At 75.3% G+C, this 21,450-nt stretch carries 15 protein-coding genes; 4 read left to right on the forward strand and 11 right to left on the reverse strand.

Annotation, left to right across the window (positions count from 1 at the left end; all coding sequences use genetic code 11):
* Window positions 1–113 precede the first annotated feature (113 nt).
* From ABT048_RS23100 to ABT048_RS23130, 7 genes are all read right to left on the reverse strand, one after another.
* Window positions 114–1,757, reverse strand: a complete 1,644-nt coding sequence (locus tag ABT048_RS23100) for an RNA polymerase sigma factor (protein ID WP_350523345.1) — start codon at window positions 1,755–1,757, stop codon at window positions 114–116.
* Between the two features lie 681 nt (window positions 1,758–2,438).
* Entirely contained in the window at window positions 2,439–3,371 is a 933-nt protein-coding gene (locus tag ABT048_RS23105) for a FadR/GntR family transcriptional regulator (RefSeq protein ID WP_350523346.1), read from the reverse strand.
* Window positions 3,372–3,498: 127 nt separating this feature from the next.
* Complete coding sequence (locus ABT048_RS23110) at window positions 3,499–4,404, reverse strand: hypothetical protein (protein WP_350523347.1); 906 nt, start codon at window positions 4,402–4,404, stop codon at window positions 3,499–3,501.
* 4 nt (window positions 4,405–4,408) lie between these two features.
* Window positions 4,409–5,944, reverse strand: a complete 1,536-nt coding sequence (locus tag ABT048_RS23115; protein WP_350523348.1) for an ATP-binding cassette domain-containing protein — start codon at window positions 5,942–5,944, stop codon at window positions 4,409–4,411.
* 265 nt (window positions 5,945–6,209) lie between these two features.
* Window positions 6,210–6,488, reverse strand: coding sequence for a hypothetical protein (locus ABT048_RS23120; RefSeq protein ID WP_350523349.1), 279 nt, complete (start codon window positions 6,486–6,488; stop codon window positions 6,210–6,212).
* 210 nt (window positions 6,489–6,698) lie between these two features.
* Window positions 6,699–7,457 carry an NUDIX hydrolase gene (locus ABT048_RS23125; protein ID WP_350523350.1) on the reverse strand — a complete coding sequence of 253 codons (759 nt, stop codon included), beginning with the start codon at window positions 7,455–7,457 and terminating at the stop codon, window positions 6,699–6,701.
* Between the two features lie 210 nt (window positions 7,458–7,667).
* Window positions 7,668–9,791: an amylo-alpha-1,6-glucosidase gene (locus tag ABT048_RS23130; RefSeq protein WP_350523411.1), complete on the reverse strand. Its 2,124-nt coding sequence runs from the start codon at window positions 9,789–9,791 to the stop codon at window positions 7,668–7,670.
* A gap of 677 nt (window positions 9,792–10,468) precedes the next feature.
* On the opposite strand from ABT048_RS23130, the gene ABT048_RS23135 reads away from it, so the two are divergent.
* The gene (locus ABT048_RS23135) at window positions 10,469–11,782 is read left to right on the forward strand and encodes an alpha/beta fold hydrolase (RefSeq protein ID WP_350523351.1); all 1,314 of its coding nucleotides are present in this window, start codon (window positions 10,469–10,471) and stop codon (window positions 11,780–11,782) included.
* A 31-nt stretch (window positions 11,783–11,813) separates the two neighbouring features.
* On the opposite strand, the gene ABT048_RS23140 is transcribed toward ABT048_RS23135, so the two are convergent.
* The gene (locus ABT048_RS23140; protein WP_350523352.1) at window positions 11,814–13,334 is read right to left on the reverse strand and encodes a DUF4192 domain-containing protein; all 1,521 of its coding nucleotides are present in this window, start codon (window positions 13,332–13,334) and stop codon (window positions 11,814–11,816) included.
* A 228-nt stretch (window positions 13,335–13,562) separates the two neighbouring features.
* Between ABT048_RS23140 and ABT048_RS23145 the strand changes: the two genes are divergently transcribed.
* Together ABT048_RS23145 and ABT048_RS23150 are read left to right on the forward strand one after the other, a co-directional pair.
* On the forward strand, window positions 13,563–15,758 hold the full coding sequence (locus ABT048_RS23145; protein WP_350523353.1) for a RecQ family ATP-dependent DNA helicase: 2,196 nt from the start codon (window positions 13,563–13,565) through the stop codon (window positions 15,756–15,758).
* Window positions 15,759–16,136: 378 nt separating this feature from the next.
* Window positions 16,137–16,841, forward strand: a complete 705-nt coding sequence (locus ABT048_RS23150; RefSeq protein ID WP_502894065.1) for a hypothetical protein — start codon at window positions 16,137–16,139, stop codon at window positions 16,839–16,841.
* 238 nt (window positions 16,842–17,079) lie between these two features.
* Here the strand turns inward: ABT048_RS23150 and ABT048_RS23155 are convergent, their stop codons facing one another.
* From ABT048_RS23155 to ABT048_RS23165, 3 genes are all read right to left on the reverse strand, one after another.
* On the reverse strand, window positions 17,080–17,772 hold the full coding sequence (locus ABT048_RS23155) for a hypothetical protein (RefSeq protein WP_350523355.1): 693 nt from the start codon (window positions 17,770–17,772) through the stop codon (window positions 17,080–17,082).
* Between the two features lie 101 nt (window positions 17,773–17,873).
* A complete protein-coding gene (gene rnhB, locus ABT048_RS23160) occupies window positions 17,874–18,572 on the reverse strand; it encodes a ribonuclease HII (RefSeq protein WP_350523356.1) in 699 nt (232 codons plus the stop codon).
* Between the two features lie 182 nt (window positions 18,573–18,754).
* Window positions 18,755–19,306: a TetR/AcrR family transcriptional regulator gene (locus ABT048_RS23165; protein ID WP_350523357.1), complete on the reverse strand. Its 552-nt coding sequence runs from the start codon at window positions 19,304–19,306 to the stop codon at window positions 18,755–18,757.
* 434 nt (window positions 19,307–19,740) lie between these two features.
* Between ABT048_RS23165 and ABT048_RS23170 the strand changes: the two genes are divergently transcribed.
* The gene (locus ABT048_RS23170; protein ID WP_350523358.1) at window positions 19,741–21,288 is read left to right on the forward strand and encodes an MFS transporter; all 1,548 of its coding nucleotides are present in this window, start codon (window positions 19,741–19,743) and stop codon (window positions 21,286–21,288) included.
* Window positions 21,289–21,450: the final 162 nt, after the last annotated feature.

The following is a 21,450-nucleotide window of genomic DNA, read 5'->3' on the forward strand; positions in this document are numbered from 1 at the left end:
CCCCACACCCCCCCCGCTCCCGCCCACCCCGGGGCCCCACCCCCCCCCCCCGGCCCGCACCGTTTCGCGCCCGGCCTCCCGCCCCGACGATCGTTGCCGATCCGATCCGGCGATCAGTCCAGGTAGTCGCGCAGCACCTGGGAACGCGACGGGTGGCGCAGCTTCGACATGGTCTTCGACTCGATCTGGCGGATGCGCTCACGGGTGACCCCGTACACCTTGCCGATCTCGTCGAGCGTCTTCGGCTGGCCGTCGGTCAGGCCGAAGCGCATCGAGACCACGCCGGCCTCGCGCTCGGACAGCGTGTCCAGCACCGAGTGCAGCTGCTCCTGGAGCAGGGTGAAGGAGACCGCGTCGGCCGGGACGACCGCCTCGGAGTCCTCGATGAGGTCACCGAACTCGCTGTCGCCGTCCTCGCCCAGCGGGGTGTGCAGCGAGATCGGCTCACGGCCGTACTTCTGGACCTCGATGACCTTCTCGGGGGTCATGTCGAGTTCCTTGGCCAGCTCCTCCGGGGTGGGCTCGCGGCCCAGGTCCTGGAGCATCTGGCGCTGGACGCGGGCCAGCTTGTTGATGACCTCGACCATGTGCACCGGGATGCGGATGGTGCGGGCCTGGTCGGCCATGGCGCGGGTGATCGCCTGGCGGATCCACCAGGTGGCGTAGGTCGAGAACTTGTAGCCCTTGGTGTAGTCGAACTTCTCGACCGCACGGATCAGACCCAGGTTGCCCTCCTGGATCAGGTCCAGGAAGAGCATGCCGCGGCCGGTGTAGCGCTTGGCCAGCGAGACCACGAGGCGGAGGTTGGCCTCCAGCAGGTGGTTCTTGGCCCGGCGGCCGTCCTCGGCGATGATCTCCAGCTCGCGCTTGAGCTTGGGGGCGAGCTTGTCGGCGGCCGAGAGCTTGTCCTCGGCGAACAGGCCGGCCTCGATCCGCTTGGCGAGCTCGACCTCCTGCTCGGCGTTGAGCAGCGGGACCTTGCCGATCTGCTTCAGGTAGTCCTTGACCGGGTCGGCGGTGGCACCGGCGACGGCGACCTGCTGGGCCGGCGCGTCGTCCTCGTCGTCGTCGGAGAGGACGAAGCCCTCCGACTCCTCCTCCGGACCCTCGGCCTCGGCCTTGTCGCCCGGCAGCGCCGTGTCCTCGACCAGCTCCTCGTCGCCGAGCAGCTCCTCGTCGCCACCCTTGCCGGCCTTGCCGGCGGCGGTCTTCTTGGCGGCGGCCTTCTTGGCCGGCGCGGCGGTCTTCTTGGCGGCGGTCTTCTTGGCGGCAACGGCCTTCTTCGCCGGGGCGGCCTTCACCTCGGCGACCGCGACGGCCGCACCCTCGACGGTGATGTCGGCCGAGACCGTGGGGGCCGGCGCAGCGGCGGCCGCGACGGCCGGAGCCGCGACGGGAGCGCCGGGGGCGATCCGCACGGGCGGCTTGGTCGGGGCCGACGGAGCGGCCGGGGTCCGGGTGGTGACAGCCTTGGTGGCGGTGCGCTTGGTGGGGCTCTTGGCAGCAACGCTCTTGCGCTTGGCGCCGGCCGGTTCGGCCGCGCTGACCATGAGGTCCACGCCCTCCTCAATCAGCACCTGATTGAGGCTGCGCATGACGTTCTTCCACTTGGTGACCGGGATCTGGTCCGCCTCGAACGCCTGGCGCACGTCGTCACCGGCGATCTGCCCCTGGGCCTTGCCCCGCTCGATGAGCGCCAGCAGAGCTGCGGACTCGGCGATCTCGGGGGGAAGCGAACGGGATGTGCTGGCCGACACGAACAACCTCTCGGACGATGAGTGGACTCGAACCCGTACCGGCCGCCCGAGCGGGCGGGGAAGGAGATCGCGCGCCGGACGCGCGGTGTCGATTCCGACCGACTCGGGCTTGAGGACTGGGTTTGCAGGACGGCAGCAGCGCCGCGGACCAACACAGCATTCTGACATGTTGGAGTATTCCGGAGCTGCTCCCGCTCAGGAGACATCGCTGCTACTCGTCAAGTGTTACGCATGGCCTTCGTGTCGCGGGTCACACCACTCGGCGCCCACGGCCACGCGGCCGGATTCCATCATCGCGCACTCGCGCCGAAACCTTTGTCATGGCTCGGGCAGCTTTGCGGGCGGGCCGGAAGGAGCGAGGGCGGAAGGAGCGGGGGCTGGGGCCGGGGCCAGGGCCAGGGCCAGGGGCGGCAGGGGCGAGGCCGCACGCCGGGGACCAGGGGCGGCGGGAGCCGGGCCACGCACGCGGGGGCGGGGAGACCGGGGCGCTCGGGGGCCATGGGCCGGGTCGTCGGGGCCGGGCCGTCGGGGGCAGGGGCCGGGTGGTCGGGGGCCGCGGTGGCCGGAGCCCCGCGGGCCTCCGCATGCGGAGGCCCTCCGGCTGCGCCGCGCGGTGCGGCCGGAGGGCCCTGGCGGAGCGGACCGCCGGGCCCGGCGCCTCCGCTCGTCGGAACAGCCCGCTCAGTGCTCCCGGGGCGCGGGGACGGACGGCTCGATCTCGGGGTGGACGGTGAGCAGCGCCCGCATCGCGACCTCGCCCGCGGCGCCGTCGCCCGCCCCCAGGGCGTCCACCAGCCGGGCGTGCAGACCGACCGAGGCCTCGGAGGGCCGCTCGCAGGAGATCGCCGGGCCGCCCGAGACCTGCAGCGCGCAGGCCACGATCCCGGACAGGTGCTCCAGCATCCGGTTGCCGGCCATCTGCAGGACCAGGCCGTGCAGCTCGGCGTCGGCCCGGGTGTAGGTGGAGAGGTCGGCCTGGGAGGCGGCGTGGCCCATGATCTCGACCAGCTCGACCAGCCGGTGCTGGACGTCCTCCCGGCCGTGGCCGGCGGCGAGCCGGGCGGCCAGCGGCTCGATCGCCCAGCGGAGCTCGAACAGCTCCCGGCGCTGCTCGTCCCGCTGCGGGCCGAAGGCGCGCCACTCGATGATGTCGGGGTCCAGCAGGTTCCAGTCGCCGACCGGACGGACCCGGGTGCCGACGTTCGGCCGGGCGCTGACCAGGCCCTTGGCCTCCAGCACGCGCAGCGACTCGCGGACGACGGTCCGGGAGACCTCGAAGCGCTGGCCGATCTCCTCGGGGACGAGCGGGCGGTCGGCGCCGAGGTCACCGGAGACGATCATCTGGCCGAGCTGCTGGACCAGCTGGCCGTGCAGACCGCGTCCGCGGCTGCTGGTGGTCTTGCGGCCGACCCGGGAGATGTCGGACTCGGCGCCCTCCCAGCGGGGCGCCGGCGGGGTCGGCCGGTCGGCGTACGAGAAGCGGTCCAGGTCGCCGGAGCCGTGGATCGGCCCATCGGCGGAACGGGCGGGGGTCATGGTGGGGTGCGCAAGGGTACTCACGCCTCCTTTGTCGGCGATCGGCAGGCGCGGCTTGAGAATTCTCGTGAAAAGCACACGAAAGGGTGATCGACCGTGACTGGATAATTGACTTCTTATCAGGAAGAACCGCTCAATACGGTCACTGCTGGTCGATCTTGGTTTTTCGGGGCGGTCGGCCCCCGAGCGCTTGCGACGGCAGGCACTACAGCGCGCGGCGACGGGCCAGGACGAGCAGTGCGGCGAGCAGCAGGGCGGCTGCGGGGGCGGTGACCGCCGCCAGCAGCCCCGGGTCGGTCAGCGCCATGCTCCCGGCCGCCGCACCGCGCGCGCCGCCGTACACCCAGCCGTAGGCCCACTCGATCCCGGACTGGAACGGCAGCAGCCCGGCCGCCCGCACCGGCCACGGCCGACCGGTTCGGCGCAGCAGCAGGGCCACTCCGGACTCCAGCAGCGGCGGCAGCGCGCACAGCAGCAGCATCCCGGCGGCGGCACTGCGGGTGAGCGCTGCGGCCAGCACCCCGGTCCACGCGGCCACCACGGTCAGCAGGACGAACGCCAGCAGAGCGGCCGGCACCCCGTGGCCGGCGACCAGCGCCAACGGGGCGAAGGCAGCCGGCAGGTCGGACAGCCCGGACAGTCCGGCGCCGCTCACCGCCCCGGACACCCGGTCCGACAGCGCGCCGGGATCCGCCCAGGCCGCCACCGTCACCCCGTCCGGCAGCGCGAGGTGCACGGCCACCGCGTCGAGCAGCAGCGTGGCCGGCGCCAGCAGCGCCGCCACCGGGCCGACCACCAGCAGCTTGGCCAGCAACAGCCGCACCCTGCGCGGGTACGACACCAGCGAGGCCGGCAGGCCCGGGTGGCACACCTCGTGCCCGTACGAGAGCGCGCCCAGCACGCCGGCACCAAGGGCCGCGAACGGCAGCGGGATCAGCGGGACGGCGGCGGTCAGCAGACGCACCCCGGCGGGGGCGGCCAGCGGACCGCCCGGGGTCTGGCTCGCCAGGACGGCGGCCACGGCGGCGTCGCCGAGGAGTACGGCGGCGAGCAGCAGCCAGGTGGAGCGCAGGCCGCGCAGACGGCGCAGTTCGTAGGCCAGGACACGCACGGGTTCACTCGCTCCGGTGGTCGTCGGTGATGGCGGGCGCCGGGGCGGCGGTCACGCCCGAGGTGAGGCGGCGGAGACGGACGGTGTCGTCGGCGAGGACGTCGGCGTTCTCGCGGCGGCCCGGGGGCTTGGCCCGGGCGGTCTGCCCGCCCGGCGCGGGCTCGTCACGGAAGAGCCGGTCGACGGCGACGGTCGGGGCCGGCTCGCCGGCCCCGGGGCGCTCGGCGGGCCGGCCGGAACCGGCGGACGCGGCCCGTGGCGCGGGCGTGCCGAGTGCGGGGAGGGCGGCGCCGATCACGGCGACGGGCAGCGCGCGGGTGGGCAGGGACCCGTCGTCCTGGTGGTGCGGCGCCTGGTGGCGGGGCGCCCGGCGCTGCGGAGTGGTCGCCTCCGCGTCGGACTCGGTGGCCGACGTGCCCTCCGGGCCGGCGGCCGACGCGCCGTCGGATTCGGTGGCCGGCGCGGCAGCGGGAACGGGCACGACGGCGGGAACGGGGACGGCGGCGGGAACGGGCACGACGGCGGGGGCTGCTCCGGCGGCGGGCCGCGCGGGCTCGTCGACGGCCTCACGGCCCGGCCCGGGGCCCGGTTCGGTGTCCGCCGCCGAACGGACCCGGAGGTGGCCGGAGCGGCCCGAGGCGACCGGCAGGACGACCCTGGGCGCGGGCTGCTCGACCACGCGGTCGGCCAGCTCGTGCAGCAGGATCCCGTGGCGGTAGGCGAGTTCGCCGATCTCGGTGCGGTCGATGCCGGCCACGGCGAGTCCCACGCTCCCGTCCCGGCGGACCTCGGCGCCCTGGCTGACCAACAGGTCCGCCAGGCGCGCCATCTGCGGGCCCCGGACGGCCACTTCGGGGCTGAGCCTGGTCCGGCGGAACTCCGTGACCGGCTGGTCGGCCACCAGGCGGCCGTGGTCCAGGGTGACGACCCGGTCCGCGAGCTGGGAGGCCTCCTGCGGGGTGCGGGTGGTCACCAGGACCGTTCCACCGGCGACGGCGAACGAGCGCAGGAAGGAGTGGAACCACTCGATGTTGCGCGGCGACAGGCCCTCGGTCGGCGCGTCCAGCAGCAGCGTGCCGGGGTCGCCGAGCAGGGCGGCGGCCAGGGCCAGCCGGCGGTGCATCCCGGGCGAGAAGCTCCGCAGCCGCTGCCCGGCGACGGCCGCCAGCCGGGTCTGTTCCAACAGTTCGTCGGCCCGTCGGGCCGGGACGCCGACGGCAGCAGCGAGCATCCGCAGGTGGCCGTCCGCCCGGCGGCCCGGGTGCCCGGCCACCGCGGCCGCGCCCTCACCCGGGCCGGGCAGCAGCACGCCGACCTCGCGCTCGGGGCGGCGTAGCCGGCGGTAGGGACGGCCGTCGAAGAGCGTGACGCCCTGGCCCCGTTCGAGTTCCAGCATCAGCCGCAGCGCGGTGGACTTGCCCGCGCCCTCGGTGCCGAGCAGCGCGGTCACCGTGCCGGGCCGGGCATCGAAGGTCAGGTCCAGCACGGCGGGCGGAGCGCCCTTGCGGTAGACCTTGGTCAGTCCGGTGATCTGGATCATCGCTGGCTGCTCCCATGCCCTCGGCCGGCCTGCTCGACGCGGAGCACCCCCTGGTGGGCCGGCGTTCGCCCGCCGCACGGCTCCGCGCCAGCACACTAGGGGGCGGCGGAGGCTATTCCGGGCATTACGGGAACGGCACAGGCCCGGCGACTGCCCACCTCACCCGATCAGGGGAAAATCCGATCCTGCGATTCACGGGACCGCTCACCGCCGGGTCACCGCGGGGGCAGCGGTGGGAGGGTCGCGGCGCCGCCCGACCGCCGCTCTACCGGGTCGGCCAGGGCAGCTCAGGGAGCTTCTCGCCGCCGCAGACCGCCCGGAACTCGTCGACGGCACGCTGACCCCCGACGGCGAGCTGGCCCAGCTGCTCACGCTCGGCGGCCAGCCTCTCCTGCACGGCGGCGATCGTCTCGGGTGCGGCCTGCTCGGCCAGCAGCCGGGCCAGTTCCCTCTCCGTCCCGGTGGTGGTCGCGTCCAGGCTCTTGTAGTCGGCCACCAGCCCGTCGATGACGAATCGCTGGTGCACGCAGTCGTTGAGGGCCATCAGGGGGCTCCTGGGGTCCGGGAGGCCTTCGACCCGGCGGCCGAAGCGTCCACCGACACTCTGCGTCGGTGCCCCCGCGGGCGCAGCCGGGCCGGGCCATTCGGCCGCCGGGGGGAGCCGAGCCCCCCGACCGCGGGCGCCGCCCGGGCCCCGCCGGGAAGCGACCCGGACGCGCTGTGCCGTGGGCGGCCCGGGCGCGTGCGCCGGTGCTCAGGACTCCGGGCGGAGCATGGGCGGGTTGAGGACGGTCGCGCCGCCGGCGGTGAACAGCTGTGCCGGGCGGCCGCCCTGACGGGTCGTCGTGCCGCCGGAGGGCAGCAGGAACCCGGGGGTGCCGGTGACCTTGCGGTGGAAGTTCCGCGGGTCCAGCACCACGCCCCAGACCGCCTCGTAGACCCGGCGCAGCTCGCCGACGGTGAACTCGGTCGGGCAGAACGCGGTCGCGAGGGAGGAGTACTCGATCTTGGAGCGGGCGCGTTCCACGCCGTCGGCGAGGATCAGCCCGTGGTCGAAGGCGAGCGGGACGCCGTCGGCCGGGTTGTCGCCGAGGAGCTCGCCGACCGGGGCCCAGCGGGCGCTGCTGGCGTCACCGCCGGCCCGGGGCGTCGGCAGGTCGGGGGCGAGCACCAGGTAGGCCACGCTGACCACGCGCATCCGCGGGTCGCGCTGCGGATGGCCGTAGGTGGCGAGCTGCTCCAGGTGGGCGCCGGCCGCACCGGGGCCGACCGCGTCGTGGCCCGGGGCCGAGTGCGCGCGCAGGCCGGTCTCCTCGGCCAGCTCCCGGGAGGCGGCCTCGGCCAGGCCCTCGTCCGGGCGGACGAAGCCGCCGGGCAGCGCCCAGTACCCCTGGAACGGCGGCTCGCCCCGTCTGACCAGCAGGGCGCAGAGCGCGTGGTCGCGCACCGTCAGCACCACCAGGTCAACCGTGACAGCGAACGGGGGGAAGGCCGACGGATCGTAACGCGACATGGCGACGATCATAGTCGTCTCTCTGACGATAAGCACAGGCCCTGCGCGCGGCCCGGCCGAGGCCGGTAGCCCGCCCGGTACGGTCCGGACCCGGGCGGGCGCTGCCTCCGGGCCCGGAGGCGCCGAGGTGGTGTCACTGCGGTGGTGTCACCGGCGCGGCGCGGCCGGGCCGGGGAGGCGCGGCCCGGGAGGCGTGGCCGGAGCCCGCGGTCAGCGGGCCACGAGCTGCAGGTCCGCGGAGGCCTCCTCGACCATCGCCACCCCGATCCGGCTCACCCGGACCGAGAACGGCTCGCCCGCGACCCGCAGTCCGGTCAGCTCCAGTTCGCCGAGCGGCGCGGTGCTGGCCGGGCGGACCAGGACCCGGCCGCCTGGGACGTCCGGGCGGACCCCGGCGAGGGCGAACACCGCGTGTGCGGCGCCGGCCGCGGAGACCGCCGCCGGGCGGCAGGCCGCCGGGTGCGGAACGGGCGGGCAGCCGGGGGTCCGCTGCTCCCCCGCGTACATCTCCGGCAAGCGCCCCTCGAAGTGGGCGGCCGCGGCGAGCAGCCCCTCCAGCAGGGTGCCGGCCTCGTTCTCGTGGCCGGCCTCGGCCAGTCCGGCGATCGCCAGCGCCGTCTCGTGCACCCGTACCGCGCCGCCGCGGTGGCCCAACGGGTTGAAGCGGGGCGACTTGGCGCTGAGGGTGCGCAGGCCCCAGCCGCTGTCCAGCTCCGGTGCGACCAGGCGCTGGGCGAGCAGCCGGGTCTGCTCGCGGTCCAGCAGGCTCTCGTGCCGGCCGCCGTCGGCGGCGAGCCCGGGGTCCAGCAGGTGGACCAGGCAGGAGGCGAGCGCGGGCAGGGGCTGGCCGCCCGGGGCCAGCCCGGCGGCGGGGCGGCCCCCGGAGAGGTCGTCGATCCAGAACCGCTCGCGGAAGCGCCCGCGAAGCCCGGCGGCCCAGCTCCGCCAGCCCTCGGCGCCCGGGCGCCCGAAGGCCTCCAGCAGCTCGGCGCCGTGCAGGGCGGCCCGGTGGGCCTGTGCCTGGACCTCCGCACGGGCGGCGACCGGGTGGGCGGAGCGCTCCTCGGCGGGACGGCTGAGGTCGGTGACGAAGCCGTCGACCAGTCCGTCGCGCAGGGCGGCCAGGGCGCGCTCGGCGGCCGGGAGCAGCTCGGTGACCTCCGCCCGGGGCAGGCCCCAGCGCCAGGCCTCGGCCAGCACGGTGACGAACAGCAGGGTGGCCTCGGTGGCGGTGCAGGTGGGCGGCAGCTCCGGGCCGCCGTGCCGCAGGCCGCCGGGCAGCAGGCCCTCGGTACGGCCCGGGGCGGGGGCGAGCTGCTGACGGCGGGCCAGCGCCCGGAGGGTGCCCGCGGCCAGCCGGGTGCCGAGCGGCAGGGTCAGCCGGGCGGCCCAGAGCGCGTCGGCCGGGGCGAGGCCGAAGCGCCAGGGCGCGCCGGAGGCCGGGTAGAGGTCGGTCGGGCGGTCCGGGTCGGCGAACAGCAGTCCGCCGAGGGCGTCCAGGGAGCGCGAGACCAGCGGGGCGGCCCGGGAGTCGTCGCTGCGGACCTCCGGCTCGGACCAGGGCAGCGGGACACCGGTGCCGCGGCCGCCGGGTGGGCGCGGGCCGGTGGCGGCGCCCTCCAGCTCGGTGCGCAGCTCGACCGACCAGCGGGCGCCGGGCTGGACCTCCAGGTCCCAGCGGAGCACCCCGGCGCCGGCCAGCACCGCGTGCGGGGAGGGCTTGGCGCTGACCACGGCGCTGTGCACGGGACCCGTCCAGCGCAGTCCGGCGGACTGCACCTGGCCCGGCAGGTCCGGCGGGCGGTGCCCGGCGGCGATCTCGGCGACCGGGCCGAGGTCCGTGCCGACGGCGATCTCCAGCGGCAGCCTGGCGGGCCGCGGTCCGGTGTTGCGCACGACGACGGTCTCCACGCCGTCCGCGTGGCGCAGCCGCTCGACGGTGAGCGCCGGGTCCGGGTCGAGGTCGCCGGGGACGCGGACGGCGCCGAGGAAGCGGGCCTGGGCGGTGCTGGTCAGGGCGCCCTGGAGGGGCAGCGGCTCCATGCCGCCCAGCCGCAGTTCCATCCGGGCGAGCGCCCGGACGCCGTTGCGGTAGAAGCCGTGCAGGCCCTGACCGCGCAGCTGGCCGTCGGGGCCGGAGGCGGCCATCGCCGGGGCGTTGACGCAGATCACCGCGTGGTGGACCGCGGGCGGCTGGGGGCGCGGCGGGGCGGTGGGCCGGCCGGGGCCGGCGGGTGCGCTCCCGGGGCCGGCCGGCGGGACCAGGTCGGGACGCCCGACCGGTCTCGGCGCGCCGAGCACGCTCTCGGCCGGCATGGCCTGTGGTGGCCTCATGGCGGTCACCGGACTCTCCTCCCCTCGGCGGTCCGGTGGCCGGGTCAGGCCGGTGGGCCGCGAGCATGCTCGATCGCGTGCTGATGGTGCCGGGCCGACGGGGTTTCCCGTCGGCGGGTGTGCCGTGTCTGGCCGTACCCGGCGGCGGGTCGTGCCATGCAGTGCCCGGTACCGGGCCGGTACCGGCGCGCCGCGCCTTCGCGTCGAGCCCGTCACCGCGCCCGACACGCCGTCAGGTCCGGTTTCCCGGCCTGCCGGTGACGCCCTGCCCCCGTGGCCCGCTCCTCGGACCGGCCGGGCGCCGGTCGGCCGGCGTCCGGACACGAGGCCCCCGGGGTGAACGCCGTGCACCGCCACCAGGTCACGCCCCGCCGCGACCGCCGCCGGCCGGGGCGGGCCCCGCCGGGCGGTCGTGCCGCTCGCGCCGGAGTGCCGCCGGGGCCTTGCCGAGGGCCGCCCGCCCCGCGGTCGGGGTCCGGTTCCGGACTTCCCGGGCGGCCGTCCGTGCTGCTCGGACCGGGCGTCGGCCGCGGTCGGCCGCCCGGTCGGACGGACGGGGGGCGGTCGAACCGGCGCTCGATCGCCGCCAGGATACGGTGCGGGGGTCGCGGCCCCGCACCCGGTGACCCCGTGATCCGCGACGCCACCGCTGTGACCAGCAGAGACCGAGGAGTTCCATGTCCACCGTCAGCCGGCTGCCCGGGATCGTCACGACCGACCACGTGTTCCAGGTCCCCCTCGACCACGCGGCCCCGCAGGGCGAGCAGATCGAGGTGTACGCCCGCGAGGTGGTGGCCGCCGGCCGCGAGCGGGACGACCTGCCCTGGCTGCTCTTCCTCCAGGGCGGGCCCGGCGGCAAGGCCGCCCGCCCGGTCGGCCGGGACGCCTGGCTGGAGCGCGCGCTGGACGACTACCGGGTGCTCCTGCTCGACCAGCGCGGCACCGGGCGCTCCACGCCCGCGACCCGGCAAACCCTCGCCCGGCGCGGCGGCCCGCAGGAGCAGGCGGACTACCTCGCGTGCTTCCGCGCGGACTCGATCGTCCGTGACGCCGAGCTGATCCGCACCCGGCTGCTCGGCGCCGACCGGCGCTGGAGCGTGCTCGGCCAGAGCTTCGGCGGCTTCTGCACCCTCACCTACCTCTCCATCGCTCCCGAGGGCCTGACCGAGGCCTTCATCACCGGTGGCCTGGCCGGCCTGGGCAGCTCGGCCGACGACGTCTACCGCGCCGCCTACCCGCGCGTGGTCGGCAAGAACGAGGACCACTACGCGCGGTTCCCGCAGGACGTCGAAGCGGTGCGGGCGATCGCCGCCCACCTCGCGGACTCCCCCGCGACCCTGCCGGACGGCGGGGTGCTCACCGTCGAGGCCTTCCAGGCCCTCGGACTGCTGCTCGGCGGCGGCAGCGGCTCCGGCGTCCTGCACTACCTGCTGGAGGAGGCCTGGGTGGAGGGCGCGGCCGGGCCCGAGCTCTCCGACACCTTCCTGGCCGGCACCCAGGCGCAGCTCTCCTTCGCGGGCGGCCCGCTGTACGCCGTGCTGCACGAGTCGATCTACGGCCAGCGGTCGGTGGACCAGGGCGGCACCGCCTGGTCCGCCGAGCGGCTCCGCAAGGAGTTCCCGCAGTTCGACGCCCGGGCCGCGCTGGAGTCCGGCACGCCGGTGCTGTTCACCGGGGAGATGATCTACCCCTGGATGTTCGACACCGACCCGGCGCTGCGGCCGCTGAAGGAGACCGCGGAACTGCTCGCCGCCCGCACCGACTGGCCCGACCTGTACGACCGGGCGCGCCTGGCCGCCAACAGCGTGCCGGTCGTGGCGGCGGTGTACCACGACGACATGTACGTGGACACCGCCGACTCGCTGGAGACCGCCCGCGCGGTGCGCGGCCTGCGGACCTGGATCACCAACGAGTGGGAGCACGACGGCCTGCGGGTGAGCGGCGGCAAGGTGCTGGACCGCCTGATCAAGATGGCGCACGGGGAGGCGTAGCGGACCGGGGGCCGGTGCGGCGGCGAGCGGTTCAGTGGACACGGCGGCCTCCCTTCGCCGCCCGCCGGACCCCGCGGCACCGGTGCAGGCCGGTCCCGGGGCGTGCGGCCGCGGGCAGGCACGCCGCCGCACGGCCGAGCCGCGGGCTCCGGGCGGAGCGCTCCCCGGCCGGCCGGGCACGCCCGGGCGCCGCGGCCCGTCCGGGCGCCGACGACACGGCCACCGGTCCGGGGGTGCTCCCGTCCGGCGCCGGGTCGCCGGGACCGTGACCGGTCGGCGCAGGCCCGGCCGCGGGTGCCGGCACCGTGGACGAGCCCTTGCGGCGGGTGCCCCGGCGGCGTCGGCGGGCGCCGGCGGCCCGGCCCGGCCGCTCGCCGGGGGCTTCGTCCGCCGGGGCCGCGGGCGCCGGGGCCGCTCCCCCGACGGGCTGCGGGGGGTCGTCGGCCGGGGCCGACGCGGGCGCGTGCTGCTCGCGCCGCCGCCGCTGGGCCTCGACGGCGGCCAGCAGTGCCCCGGGCGCCATGCCGTCGTTGAGCGACTCGTGGAGCAGTTCGGCCAGCAGGTAGCCCGGGTCGAGCCGCAGGACGTGGCCGAGCACGACCCGGGCCGTCGCCGTGTCCCCCGCGACCCAGGAGGCCCAGGCCAGCAGGGTGAGCGGGGCCACCGCGCAACCCTCGTACGGCGGCACGGCGTGGCGGGCGAGGAAGCGCCAGAGGCGTTCGGCGGGAGCCAGCTCGGCGGCCCGGGCGTACTCGACGCCGCGGTCCCGCACGACCCGGTCGCGCAGGGCGAACAGCAGCCGGGCCGTCCGCTCCGGATCGAGCTCCCGGGCCCCGGCCGCGAACTCGGCGACGGCCTGGTCGAGCAGCCCGATGCCCTGCTCCCGGGAGACCGAGCCCACGGCCGCCTCGGCCCGGACGAGCGCCTCGCGCCGGGCGGCGTCACCCGGCGGGCCGATCGGGGTCAGCCCGGCCATGATGGCCTTGCGGCTGCCGCGCGGCACCAGGCCGGCGACCGTCGCGGCGGCGGCCGCCGGGCCCGGATCGGGACCGCGCCGCACCGGGTTGCCCGCCGGATCGCAGCACGCGGTGCCGCGGCAGAGGAAGGACCACCAGCGGCCGCCCGAGACGCACAGCGCCTCCTTGACCACCACGCCCCGGCGCCCGAAGGCCGCCCGGAGGTCGTCCGCCAGCGGTCGCAGGCCGTCCACCACCGGCGGGGCGTGCGGCGCGCCGGGATCCTGGCAGAGGTAGAGGAGCACCTGGGGCGGCCGGGCGCCGTGCCGCTCGGAGAGGGCGACCAGCAGGGCGGCCGTCTCCTCCGCGGCGGCCGGCCACTGCGCGGGCGAGTCCGGGAGGTCCGCCCGGATCACCCCGCCCTGGTGCAGGTCGGGGCCCTGGAGGCCGACCGCGACGATGCTGTCGTCGGGGTAGAAGCCCAGGAAGTAGGGCAGCAGCTCGGCCATGTCGGCCGGACCGCGCATGACGACCGGCCGGTGCTCGGAGGCCGGGCCGAGGGACAGAATGACGTGTTCGTTGTTCATCGCGTTCATGGCCGCAAGACTGGACGCAATCCGCGGACGCCGCCGAAACCCGATTTTTTCTGTCGATAACTCCGCCTCCTGATTTTCGTTAGCTCATTCGGAGCAAGCGACACGCCCTCCACGGGGTGATTTTTGATCGCCGTTCAGCGGATCAGCGGATGAAATACACCTCGCCTTCCCCCGTCGCCGCACCCCGGCATTCGCTCCTTGTCGGCGGTACGGGGTTACATGGACGCCATGCAGCAGCCCGACACCCACACCACCGCCACCGCCGACCGCGCCGAGGTCCGGGCGCGGGCCGAGGCCGTCCTGCGCGAGCTCGCCGGCCCCGGCGCCGCCCTGCGCGAGGACCAGTGGACGGCCATCGAGGCCCTCGTGGTCGACCACCGCCGCGCCCTGGTCGTCCAGCGCACCGGCTGGGGGAAGTCCGCGGTCTACTTCATCGCCACCGCCCTGCTCCGGGCCCGGGGCGCGGGGCCGACGGTGATCGTCTCGCCGTTGCTCGCCCTGATGCGCAACCAGGTCGACTCGGCGGCCCGGGCCGGCATCCACGCCCGCACCATCAACTCGGCCAACACCGACGAGTGGGACGAGGTCCAGGCCGAGGTCGCCGCCGGGAAGGTCGACGTCCTGCTGGTCAGCCCCGAGCGGCTGAACAACCCGGACTTCCGCGACCAGGTGCTGCCCAAGCTCGCCGCCTCCACCGGCCTGCTGGTGGTCGACGAGGCCCACTGCATCTCGGACTGGGGCCACGACTTCCGCCCCGACTACCGCCGGCTGCGCACCATGCTCGCGGAGCTGCCGCCCGGCGTCCCGGTACTGGCCACCACCGCGACCGCCAACGCCCGGGTCACCGCGGACGTGGCCGAGCAGCTCGGCACCGGCAGCTCCGACGAGCACGCCCTGGTGCTGCGCGGGCCGCTCGACCGGGAGAGCCTCACCCTCGGCGTGCTGGCCCTGCCCGACCCGGCGCACCGGCTGGCCTGGCTGGCCGACCACCTCGACCGGCTCCCCGGCTCGGGCATCGTCTACACCCTGACGGTGGCCGCGGCCGAGGAGGTGACGGCCTTCCTGCGCGAGCGCGGCTTCCCGGTGGCCTCCTACTCCGGCCGCACCGAGGACGCCGAGCGCCGCACCGCCGAGGCCGACCTGCTGGCCAACCGGGTCAAGGCGCTGGTCGCCACCTCCGCGCTCGGCATGGGCTTCGACAAGCCCGACCTCGGCTTCGTCGTGCACCTCGGCTCGCCCAGCTCGCCGATCGCCTACTACCAGCAGGTCGGCCGGGCCGGGCGCGGCGTGGACCGGGCCGAGGTGCTGCTGCTGCCCGGGCGCGAGGACGAGGCGATCTGGCGGTACTTCGCCTCGCTGGCCTTCCCGCCGGAGGAGCAGGTGCGGCGCACCATCGACGCGCTGGCCGAGGCCGGTCGGCCGCTCTCCACCGCCGCCCTGGAGCCCCGGGTGGACCTGCGCCGGGCCCGGCTGGAGACCATGCTCAAGGTGCTCGACGTGGACGGCGCCGTCCGCCGGGTCAAGGGCGGCTGGACGGCCACCGGGCAGAGCTGGGCGTACGACGCCGCCCGCTACGCCAAGGTCGCCGCCTCCCGGGAGGCGGAACAGCGGGCGATGCGCGACTATGCGGCGGCCACCGGCTGCCGGATGGAGTTCCTGCGCCGACAGCTGGACGACGAGCAGGCCGCACCGTGCGGGCGGTGCGACAACTGCGCGGGGCCGCTGCACACCCCGGACGTCTCCGCCGAGACGCTGGCCGCCGCCCGGGCCGCGCTCGGGCGCCCGGGCGTGAGCTTCGAGCCGCGCCGACTCTGGCCGACCGGGATGGACGCGCTCGGAGTGCCGCTCAAGGGCCGCATCCCGGCGGGCGAGCAGGCCGAGACCGGCCGGGCGCTGGGCCGGCTGTCGGACATCGGCTGGGGCACCCGGCTGCGCACCCTGCTCGCCGAGCAGGCGCCGGACGTGCCCGTCCCCGGCGAGGCGGTGGACGCGCTGGTGGCGGTCCTCGCCGACTGGGCCCGCGGGCCGGGCGGCTGGGCCGGCCCCGCGACGTCGGGGGGCACCCGGCTGGAGCGGCCGGTCGGTGTGGTGACCATGGCCTCCTCGACCCGCCCCCAGCTGGTCGGCAGCCTCGGCGCGCGGATCGCCGAGATCGGGCGGATGCCACTGCTCGGCAGGATCGAGTACGCCGGTGGGCTGCCGCCGCACGGGGCCCGCAGCAACAGCGCCCAACGGCTGCACTCACTGGCCGGGTCGCTGGTCCTGCCGCCGGAGGTGGAGCAGGCGGTGGCGGCCGCCGGCGGGCCGGTGCTGCTGGTGGACGATCTCGTCGACTCGGGCTGGACGGTCACCGTGGCCGCCCGGCTGCTGCGCCGGGCCGGAGCGGGCGCGGTGCTGCCGCTGGTGCTGGCCGTGCAGGGGTGACAGGACGGCCGAGGGCTGCTGAGGGAACAACGGCCTTCACTCGAATGGCCTAACAGAAAGGATCAAGCCAAGCGATTTCGATCACACTGGCCGGCCGGCTCGGGAAAGGGGTGGTCACCGTGCCGGCAACGGCCCGCCTCGTGCTCCGAACGTTGTGGATCAAGGCGTGTCGACATCCCGGCAACGCCCGGGCGATGGTGGAACATATCCGGCAGACCATGGGCTATCGGATGGCGTTCATCATTTCATCGTTGCCGCCCTGCCCCCGATGCCCCGAGAATTGGGGGGTACCCGAAACTCGGTCCGCCAGACCCGCCCTTCGGCGTACCCAGGCACCCACCTGCCCACGGGTCAGGAAGGAGGATCGTGATCAACGGTATCGACCGAGGTCAGCATCCCCTCTCCCGGAGTTCGGTACCCAGACGGGTGCTGGACCTGGAGACCTGGGCCGCCTCGGGGATCCCGTTGCTGCGCGACCCCCGCGAGTTCGTCCTGGAGCTGCACCAACGCCACCTGCCCCAGCCGGGCACGGTCGTGGTCGGCGTCGTGGACGCGCTCCACCACCTCGCCGCCTCGGCCTCCTTCACCCCCTGGTCGCGCGACACCGACGGCTGGCAGCACCGGAACGCGCTGCTGGCACACCTGCGCCGGATCGTCCCGCACGACCTGCGCCTGCCCGAGCCGACCCGCACGGTCGTGGTGCTGCGCTGCCGCGACGGCGCGCCCGGCTGGACGGAGCAGGACGGCGCATGGATGTGGGCACTGCAGGACGCGGCCGTGCTGCACGGACTGCGCTGCGGCGCGTACATCGGGCTCACCCCGGCGGGCTGGCAGGTCCTCGGGGACGGGCGGAGCGGACGCAATCCGCACGCGGGCTCGTGGGCGGACGGGCCGGTGCACACCGTGACCGAACTGCCGCCGCGCTCGGCGCTCGACGCACCGCGGGGTCCGCGCGCCCACCGACCGCCGGTCGAGCAGGGAGAGCACGGCACGGACGCTCAGCGCTCCCCGCAGTCCGAGACCCCGTGGATGCCCGCGCGGGTCGCGGCGGTCGAGCCGAGCCGCCGTACCGGAACCCGCTGAGCCCGCAGAGGCCGCAGAGGCCGCTGATCCGGCCGAGCCGGTAGGGCCCGCCCGGTCGGCCGAGACCGCGACAACCGCAGAGACCGCCGTACGCACGGCCTCCGGGCACCGATCAGGCGGCCCCGGCGGCCCAGGCAGCGCCCGTCGCCGGACGGACTCGGAGCGGAGCCGGCCCGTCGCCGGACGGAGTTCGGGCCCGGTACCGTACGGCACCGGGCCCGGAGCGGAACGACTGCGGTCAGGCGTTGACGGGGCGGCCGGCCGCGGGCGCGGCAGCGACTGTCCCCGCAGCCGCCGGGCCGGCCTCACCGCAGACCACCAGCAGGGCGGTCGCACGGCCGAGCGCCTCGGTGTACGCCTCGGCGGCGCGGGCGGGCGTTCCGCCGTTGACCACCAGGACGACCACCTCGCGGCGGACCGGACGGGCCAGCGCGGCGTCCGCGTAGAACACGTCGCCGCCGTCGGCGAGCTGCGCCCAGTAGCGCTCCTCACCGAAGGACAGCTCGTGCTGCTGCCAGGGGTGGGCCTCGCCGACCGTCAGCACCAGGATGGTGCCCGGGTCTCGGCCGGCGTCCAGCAGCAGGTCGATCGCGTCGTCGGCATGCTCCAGCGCCTGGGCCGGGGTGGCGGCGATCCGCTGGACCTCCACCTCCGGCGCGGCGGGGGCGGGGGCGGGGCGACGCGGTGCCGGACCGGGCTTGGGGATCGGCAGCGGCGGACCGGGCCGGGCGGCGCGCGGCGGGGCCGGGCGAGGGGACGCCGGGCGGGGGCCGGGCACCGTGGCCGGAGCGGCGACGGTGGTGGGTGCGGTGGCGGGCGCGCCGCCGGTGGCAGGCGCGTTGAGGGCTTGTGCGTCCGACTCGCGGGGGAAGGGAACGCCGGGGCCCGGGAGGCTCTCGTGAATCTCCGGCTCCTCGGGGAAGACAGGCATACCCGGATATCTATCAAATGCCGGTCGGACGCGCACGGGCACCCCACCCATTGGACACCGAACACTCACGGCCCCCACCCGGGGCAATTCCAGACGGACCGTCAGAAACCGAGCGTCAACTGTTCGTCGGCGGATCCCCGGCCCTCGCCCACTTCCTCCCGAACGCGCTTGAGGTGACGCCACTTCGGCAGTCCGTCCATGAATGCCCAGGAGACCCGGTGGTGCTCGGTGGGGCCGAGTTCCTCCAGCGCGGCGCGGTGCACCGGGGACGGATAGCCGGCGTTCTCGGCGAAGCCGTACTCCGGGCACCCCTCGCCCAGTTCGGCCATCAGGCCGTCGCGGTGGACCTTGGCGAGGACCGAGGCGGCGGAGACGCAGATGCAGGACTGGTCGCCCTTGATCACCGTGCGCACCCGCCACGGGCCGCCGAGGTAGTCGTGCTTGCCGTCCAGGATCACCGCGTCGGGTTCGACCGGCAGCGCCTCCAGGGCGCGGACGGCGGCCAGCCGCAGCGCCGCCGTCATGCCGAGCTCGTCGCACTCCTGCGCCGAGGCCTGCCCGAGGGCGTACGCGGTGACCCAGCCGGCGAGGACCGGGGCGAGCGCACGGCGGCGCAGTTCGGTGAGCAGCTTGGAGTCGGTCAGCCCCTCCGGCGCCTTGCGCAGGCCGGTGACGGCCGCACCCACGGTGACCGGACCGGCCCAGGCGCCGCGCCCGACCTCGTCCAGGCCGACGACGACCCTGGCGCCGGCCCGGCGGAGCGAGCGTTCGACGGAGTGGGTCGGCGGAACGATGGGCATGGCGGTTTCCGTTCAACTGGGGCAGCCTCCAGCCTAAGCCCGTCCCGGGCCCACCCGATCCGCCGCCCTCGCCGCGGAAGGGCCCGGTGGCCGGGCCCGACGGCCGGTCGCGGCGGAAGGGCCCAGCGCCGGTCCCGACGGCCGGTCCGACCGCCCGTCCGGCAGCCGGCCCCGGGCAGCCCTCAGGCGCGGATCATCGGGTGCAGCACCTCGTCCACCAGCCGGGTGGCGAAGTCCGGCCCCAGGTCCTGGAACCCTCGGATCTTGGCCTGGTAGAGCAGCATCGCCGGGATGACGTCGGCCACGAGCGGGGTGGCCGCGCCGGGCCGCACGTCCCCGCGCTCGGCGCCGCGGCGGAGGATCTCCAGGATGGTCGCCGTCATCGGCTCGATGACGCGGTCGTTGATGAAGCCCTTGAACACCTCCGCCCGCTCCTGGTCGATCTCGACCATCAGCGCGTGGAGGGCCGCACCCACACGGGAGGCCGCAGCGGCCGTGAACGCCCCGATGAGCTGCAGGAGTTCGTCACGGGCCGCCCCCAGGTCGGGGGTGTCGTAAGGGCGTGGAAGAGTGGCGTCCAGGGCGTCGATGACGAGTTCGTCCTTGGCGGCCCAACGCCGGTAGAGCGCGGCCTTCCCGGTCCGCGCCGCGCCGGCGACCCCTTCCATGGTCAGCCGCGCGTATCCGCCGGAGGTGAGCTGGTCGAGCGTGGCCTCGAAGATCGCGTTCTCCAACTCCTTCCCCCGTCGCCTTCCGGGCCGAGTGAGGGCCTGACGGGCGGCCCGCACTGGGCAGAGAGCCGCCTCCGCACCCGACCCCGGAACCACCGCACCCGGCCTGCCGATCGCGACGTCCGAGGCACCCGAGCCGTCCGGGGCACCCGGAGGCTCCGCCCGCAAGGACGCCCCGCCCGGCACCCCACCCGCCGACCCGCCCGCCGACCGCCCCGACGGCCGACCGGACCGGTCCGCCACCAGGCGCCGCACCAACCGCTCCATCGCCACCATCCTTAAGGAACGCTTGCGTTCACAATCGAGCCAAGATATCGTCCGGATTAGTGAACGATCCCGTTCCTTCCCGCTCTGCGCAAGGGCGCAGCGCCACACCCGGACACCGGCGGTCCGCCGGGTCCACAGCACCGAGCACATAGCCAGCAGGGGGCACATTCGTGGCTATCTCCGACACGCTCAGCAAGAACTCACCACCGCAGGACGCGAAGGGGCAGGGCAAGGGCATCACCCTGGCCGTCATCGCGGCCACGCAGCTCATGGTGGTCCTCGACGCGACCATCGTGAACATCGCGCTGCCGCACATCAAGGACGCCCTGGGCTTCTCGACCACCGACCTGTCGTGGGTCATCAACGCCTACACGCTGACCTTCGGCGGGCTGCTGCTGCTCGGCGGTCGCGCGGGTGACATCCTCGGCCGCCGGCGGGTGTTCATCTTCGGCACCCTGCTGTTCGGGCTGGCCTCGCTGCTCGGCGGTTTCGCGCAGGACAGCACCCTGCTGCTGGCCGCCCGCGCCCTCCAGGGCATCGGCGGCGCGATCTGTTCACCGACGGCCTTCGCCCTGATCGCCACCAACTTCGAGGAAGGGCCGGCGCGCAACAAGGCGTTCGGCGTGTTCTCGGCGGTGGCCGGCTCGGGCGCCGCGATCGGCCTGCTCGCGGGCGGTCTGCTCACCGAGTACCTGAACTGGCGCTGGGTGTTCTTCGTCAACGTGCCGATCGCCGTGCTGATCGCGATCGCCGCGCCGCGCTACATCGCCGAGTCCGAGCGTCACCCGGGCCGTTTCGACCTGCCCGGCGCGTTCACCTCGACGCTCGGCCTGGTCGGCCTGGTCTACGGGTTCATCCGGGCCGCCTCGGACGGCTGGTCCGACAGTGTCACGCTCGGCTCCTTCGCGGCCGGGGCGATCCTGCTGGCCGCCTTCCTCGTGATCGAGAGCCGCACCGATCAGCCGATCACCCCGATGCACCTGTTCGCCGACCGCAACCGCACCGGCGGCCTGGTGATGATGCTCTGCCTGGCCGCGGCCATGTTCGGCATCTTCTTCTACGTGGTGCTGTTCGTGCAGGGCCCGCTCGGCTACAGCCCGCTGATGGCCGGCGTGTCCTTCCTGCCGATCAGCGTCTCGATCATCATCGCCGCGCAGATCGCGTCCACCTTCCAGGCCAAGTACGGCCCGAAGCCGTTCATGGCGGGCGGCGCGCTGCTGGTGACCGTCGGCCTCAGCTGGCTGACCCAGATGGGCAAGGACAGCGGCTACCTGGACGGCGTGCTCGGCCCCACGGTGGTGTTCGGCCTCGGCATGGGCATGATCTTCGTCCCGGTGATGCTGCTCTCCGTCGCGGGTGTCCCGGGCGAGGAGACCGGCGCCGCCTCCGGCCTGCTCAACTCGATGCAGCAGATCGGCGGTTCGCTCGGTCTGTCGATCCTGACCACGGTCTTCGCCCACTACGCCACGGCCGAGGCCGCCGTGCAGCTGCCGAAGTTCATGCAGAGCGCGAACCCGGACCAGCTGGCCTACCTCCAGCAGCACCACGAGTTCCCGCCGGGCACGGACGCCGCCAACACCGTGCTCACCCAGGGCATTTCGCACGGCTTCATCGTGGGTGCCGCACTCGCGGCGGTCGCCCTGGTGGTCGCGGTCTTCGCGATCAAGGCCAAGGCCGGCGACCTGCCGAGCGGCGACACCGCCGTCGCGATGCACTGACACCGGTACGGACGCCGGTACGACGTCGGCAGCGAGTCGGCACGACGCCGGCACCGAGTCGGCACGACGCGAAGGGCCGACCGGGAGCAGCACGCTCCCGGTCGGCCCTTCGCGCTTCCGGCGCGTTCCGGCGCTTTCCGTCCCGACCCCGGCCCGACCCGG

This window comes from Kitasatospora sp. NPDC096140, from assembly GCF_040303045.1.
Taxonomy (GTDB): domain Bacteria; phylum Actinomycetota; class Actinomycetes; order Streptomycetales; family Streptomycetaceae; genus Kitasatospora.

Bases quoted from the DNA above. Each gene is read 5' to 3' on its own strand.
- ABT048_RS23115 (WP_350523348.1), bottom strand. From the start codon at position 5,944: ATGATCCAGATCACCGGACTGACCAAGGTCTACCGCAAGGGCGCTCCG.
- ABT048_RS23120 (WP_350523349.1), bottom strand. From the start codon at position 6,488: ATGGCCCTCAACGACTGCGTGCACCAGCGATTCGTCATCGACGGGCTG.
- ABT048_RS23125 (WP_350523350.1), bottom strand. From the start codon at position 7,457: ATGTCGCGTTACGATCCGTCGGCCTTCCCCCCGTTCGCTGTCACGGTT.
- ABT048_RS23130 (WP_350523411.1), bottom strand. From the start codon at position 9,791: ATGAGGCCACCACAGGCCATGCCGGCCGAGAGCGTGCTCGGCGCGCCG.
- ABT048_RS23135 (WP_350523351.1), top strand. From the start codon at position 10,469: ATGTCCACCGTCAGCCGGCTGCCCGGGATCGTCACGACCGACCACGTG.
- ABT048_RS23140 (WP_350523352.1), bottom strand. From the start codon at position 13,334: ATGAACGCGATGAACAACGAACACGTCATTCTGTCCCTCGGCCCGGCC.
- ABT048_RS23145 (WP_350523353.1), top strand. From the start codon at position 13,563: ATGCAGCAGCCCGACACCCACACCACCGCCACCGCCGACCGCGCCGAG.
- ABT048_RS23155 (WP_350523355.1), bottom strand. From the start codon at position 17,772: ATGCCTGTCTTCCCCGAGGAGCCGGAGATTCACGAGAGCCTCCCGGGC.
- rnhB (WP_350523356.1), bottom strand. From the start codon at position 18,572: ATGCCCATCGTTCCGCCGACCCACTCCGTCGAACGCTCGCTCCGCCGG.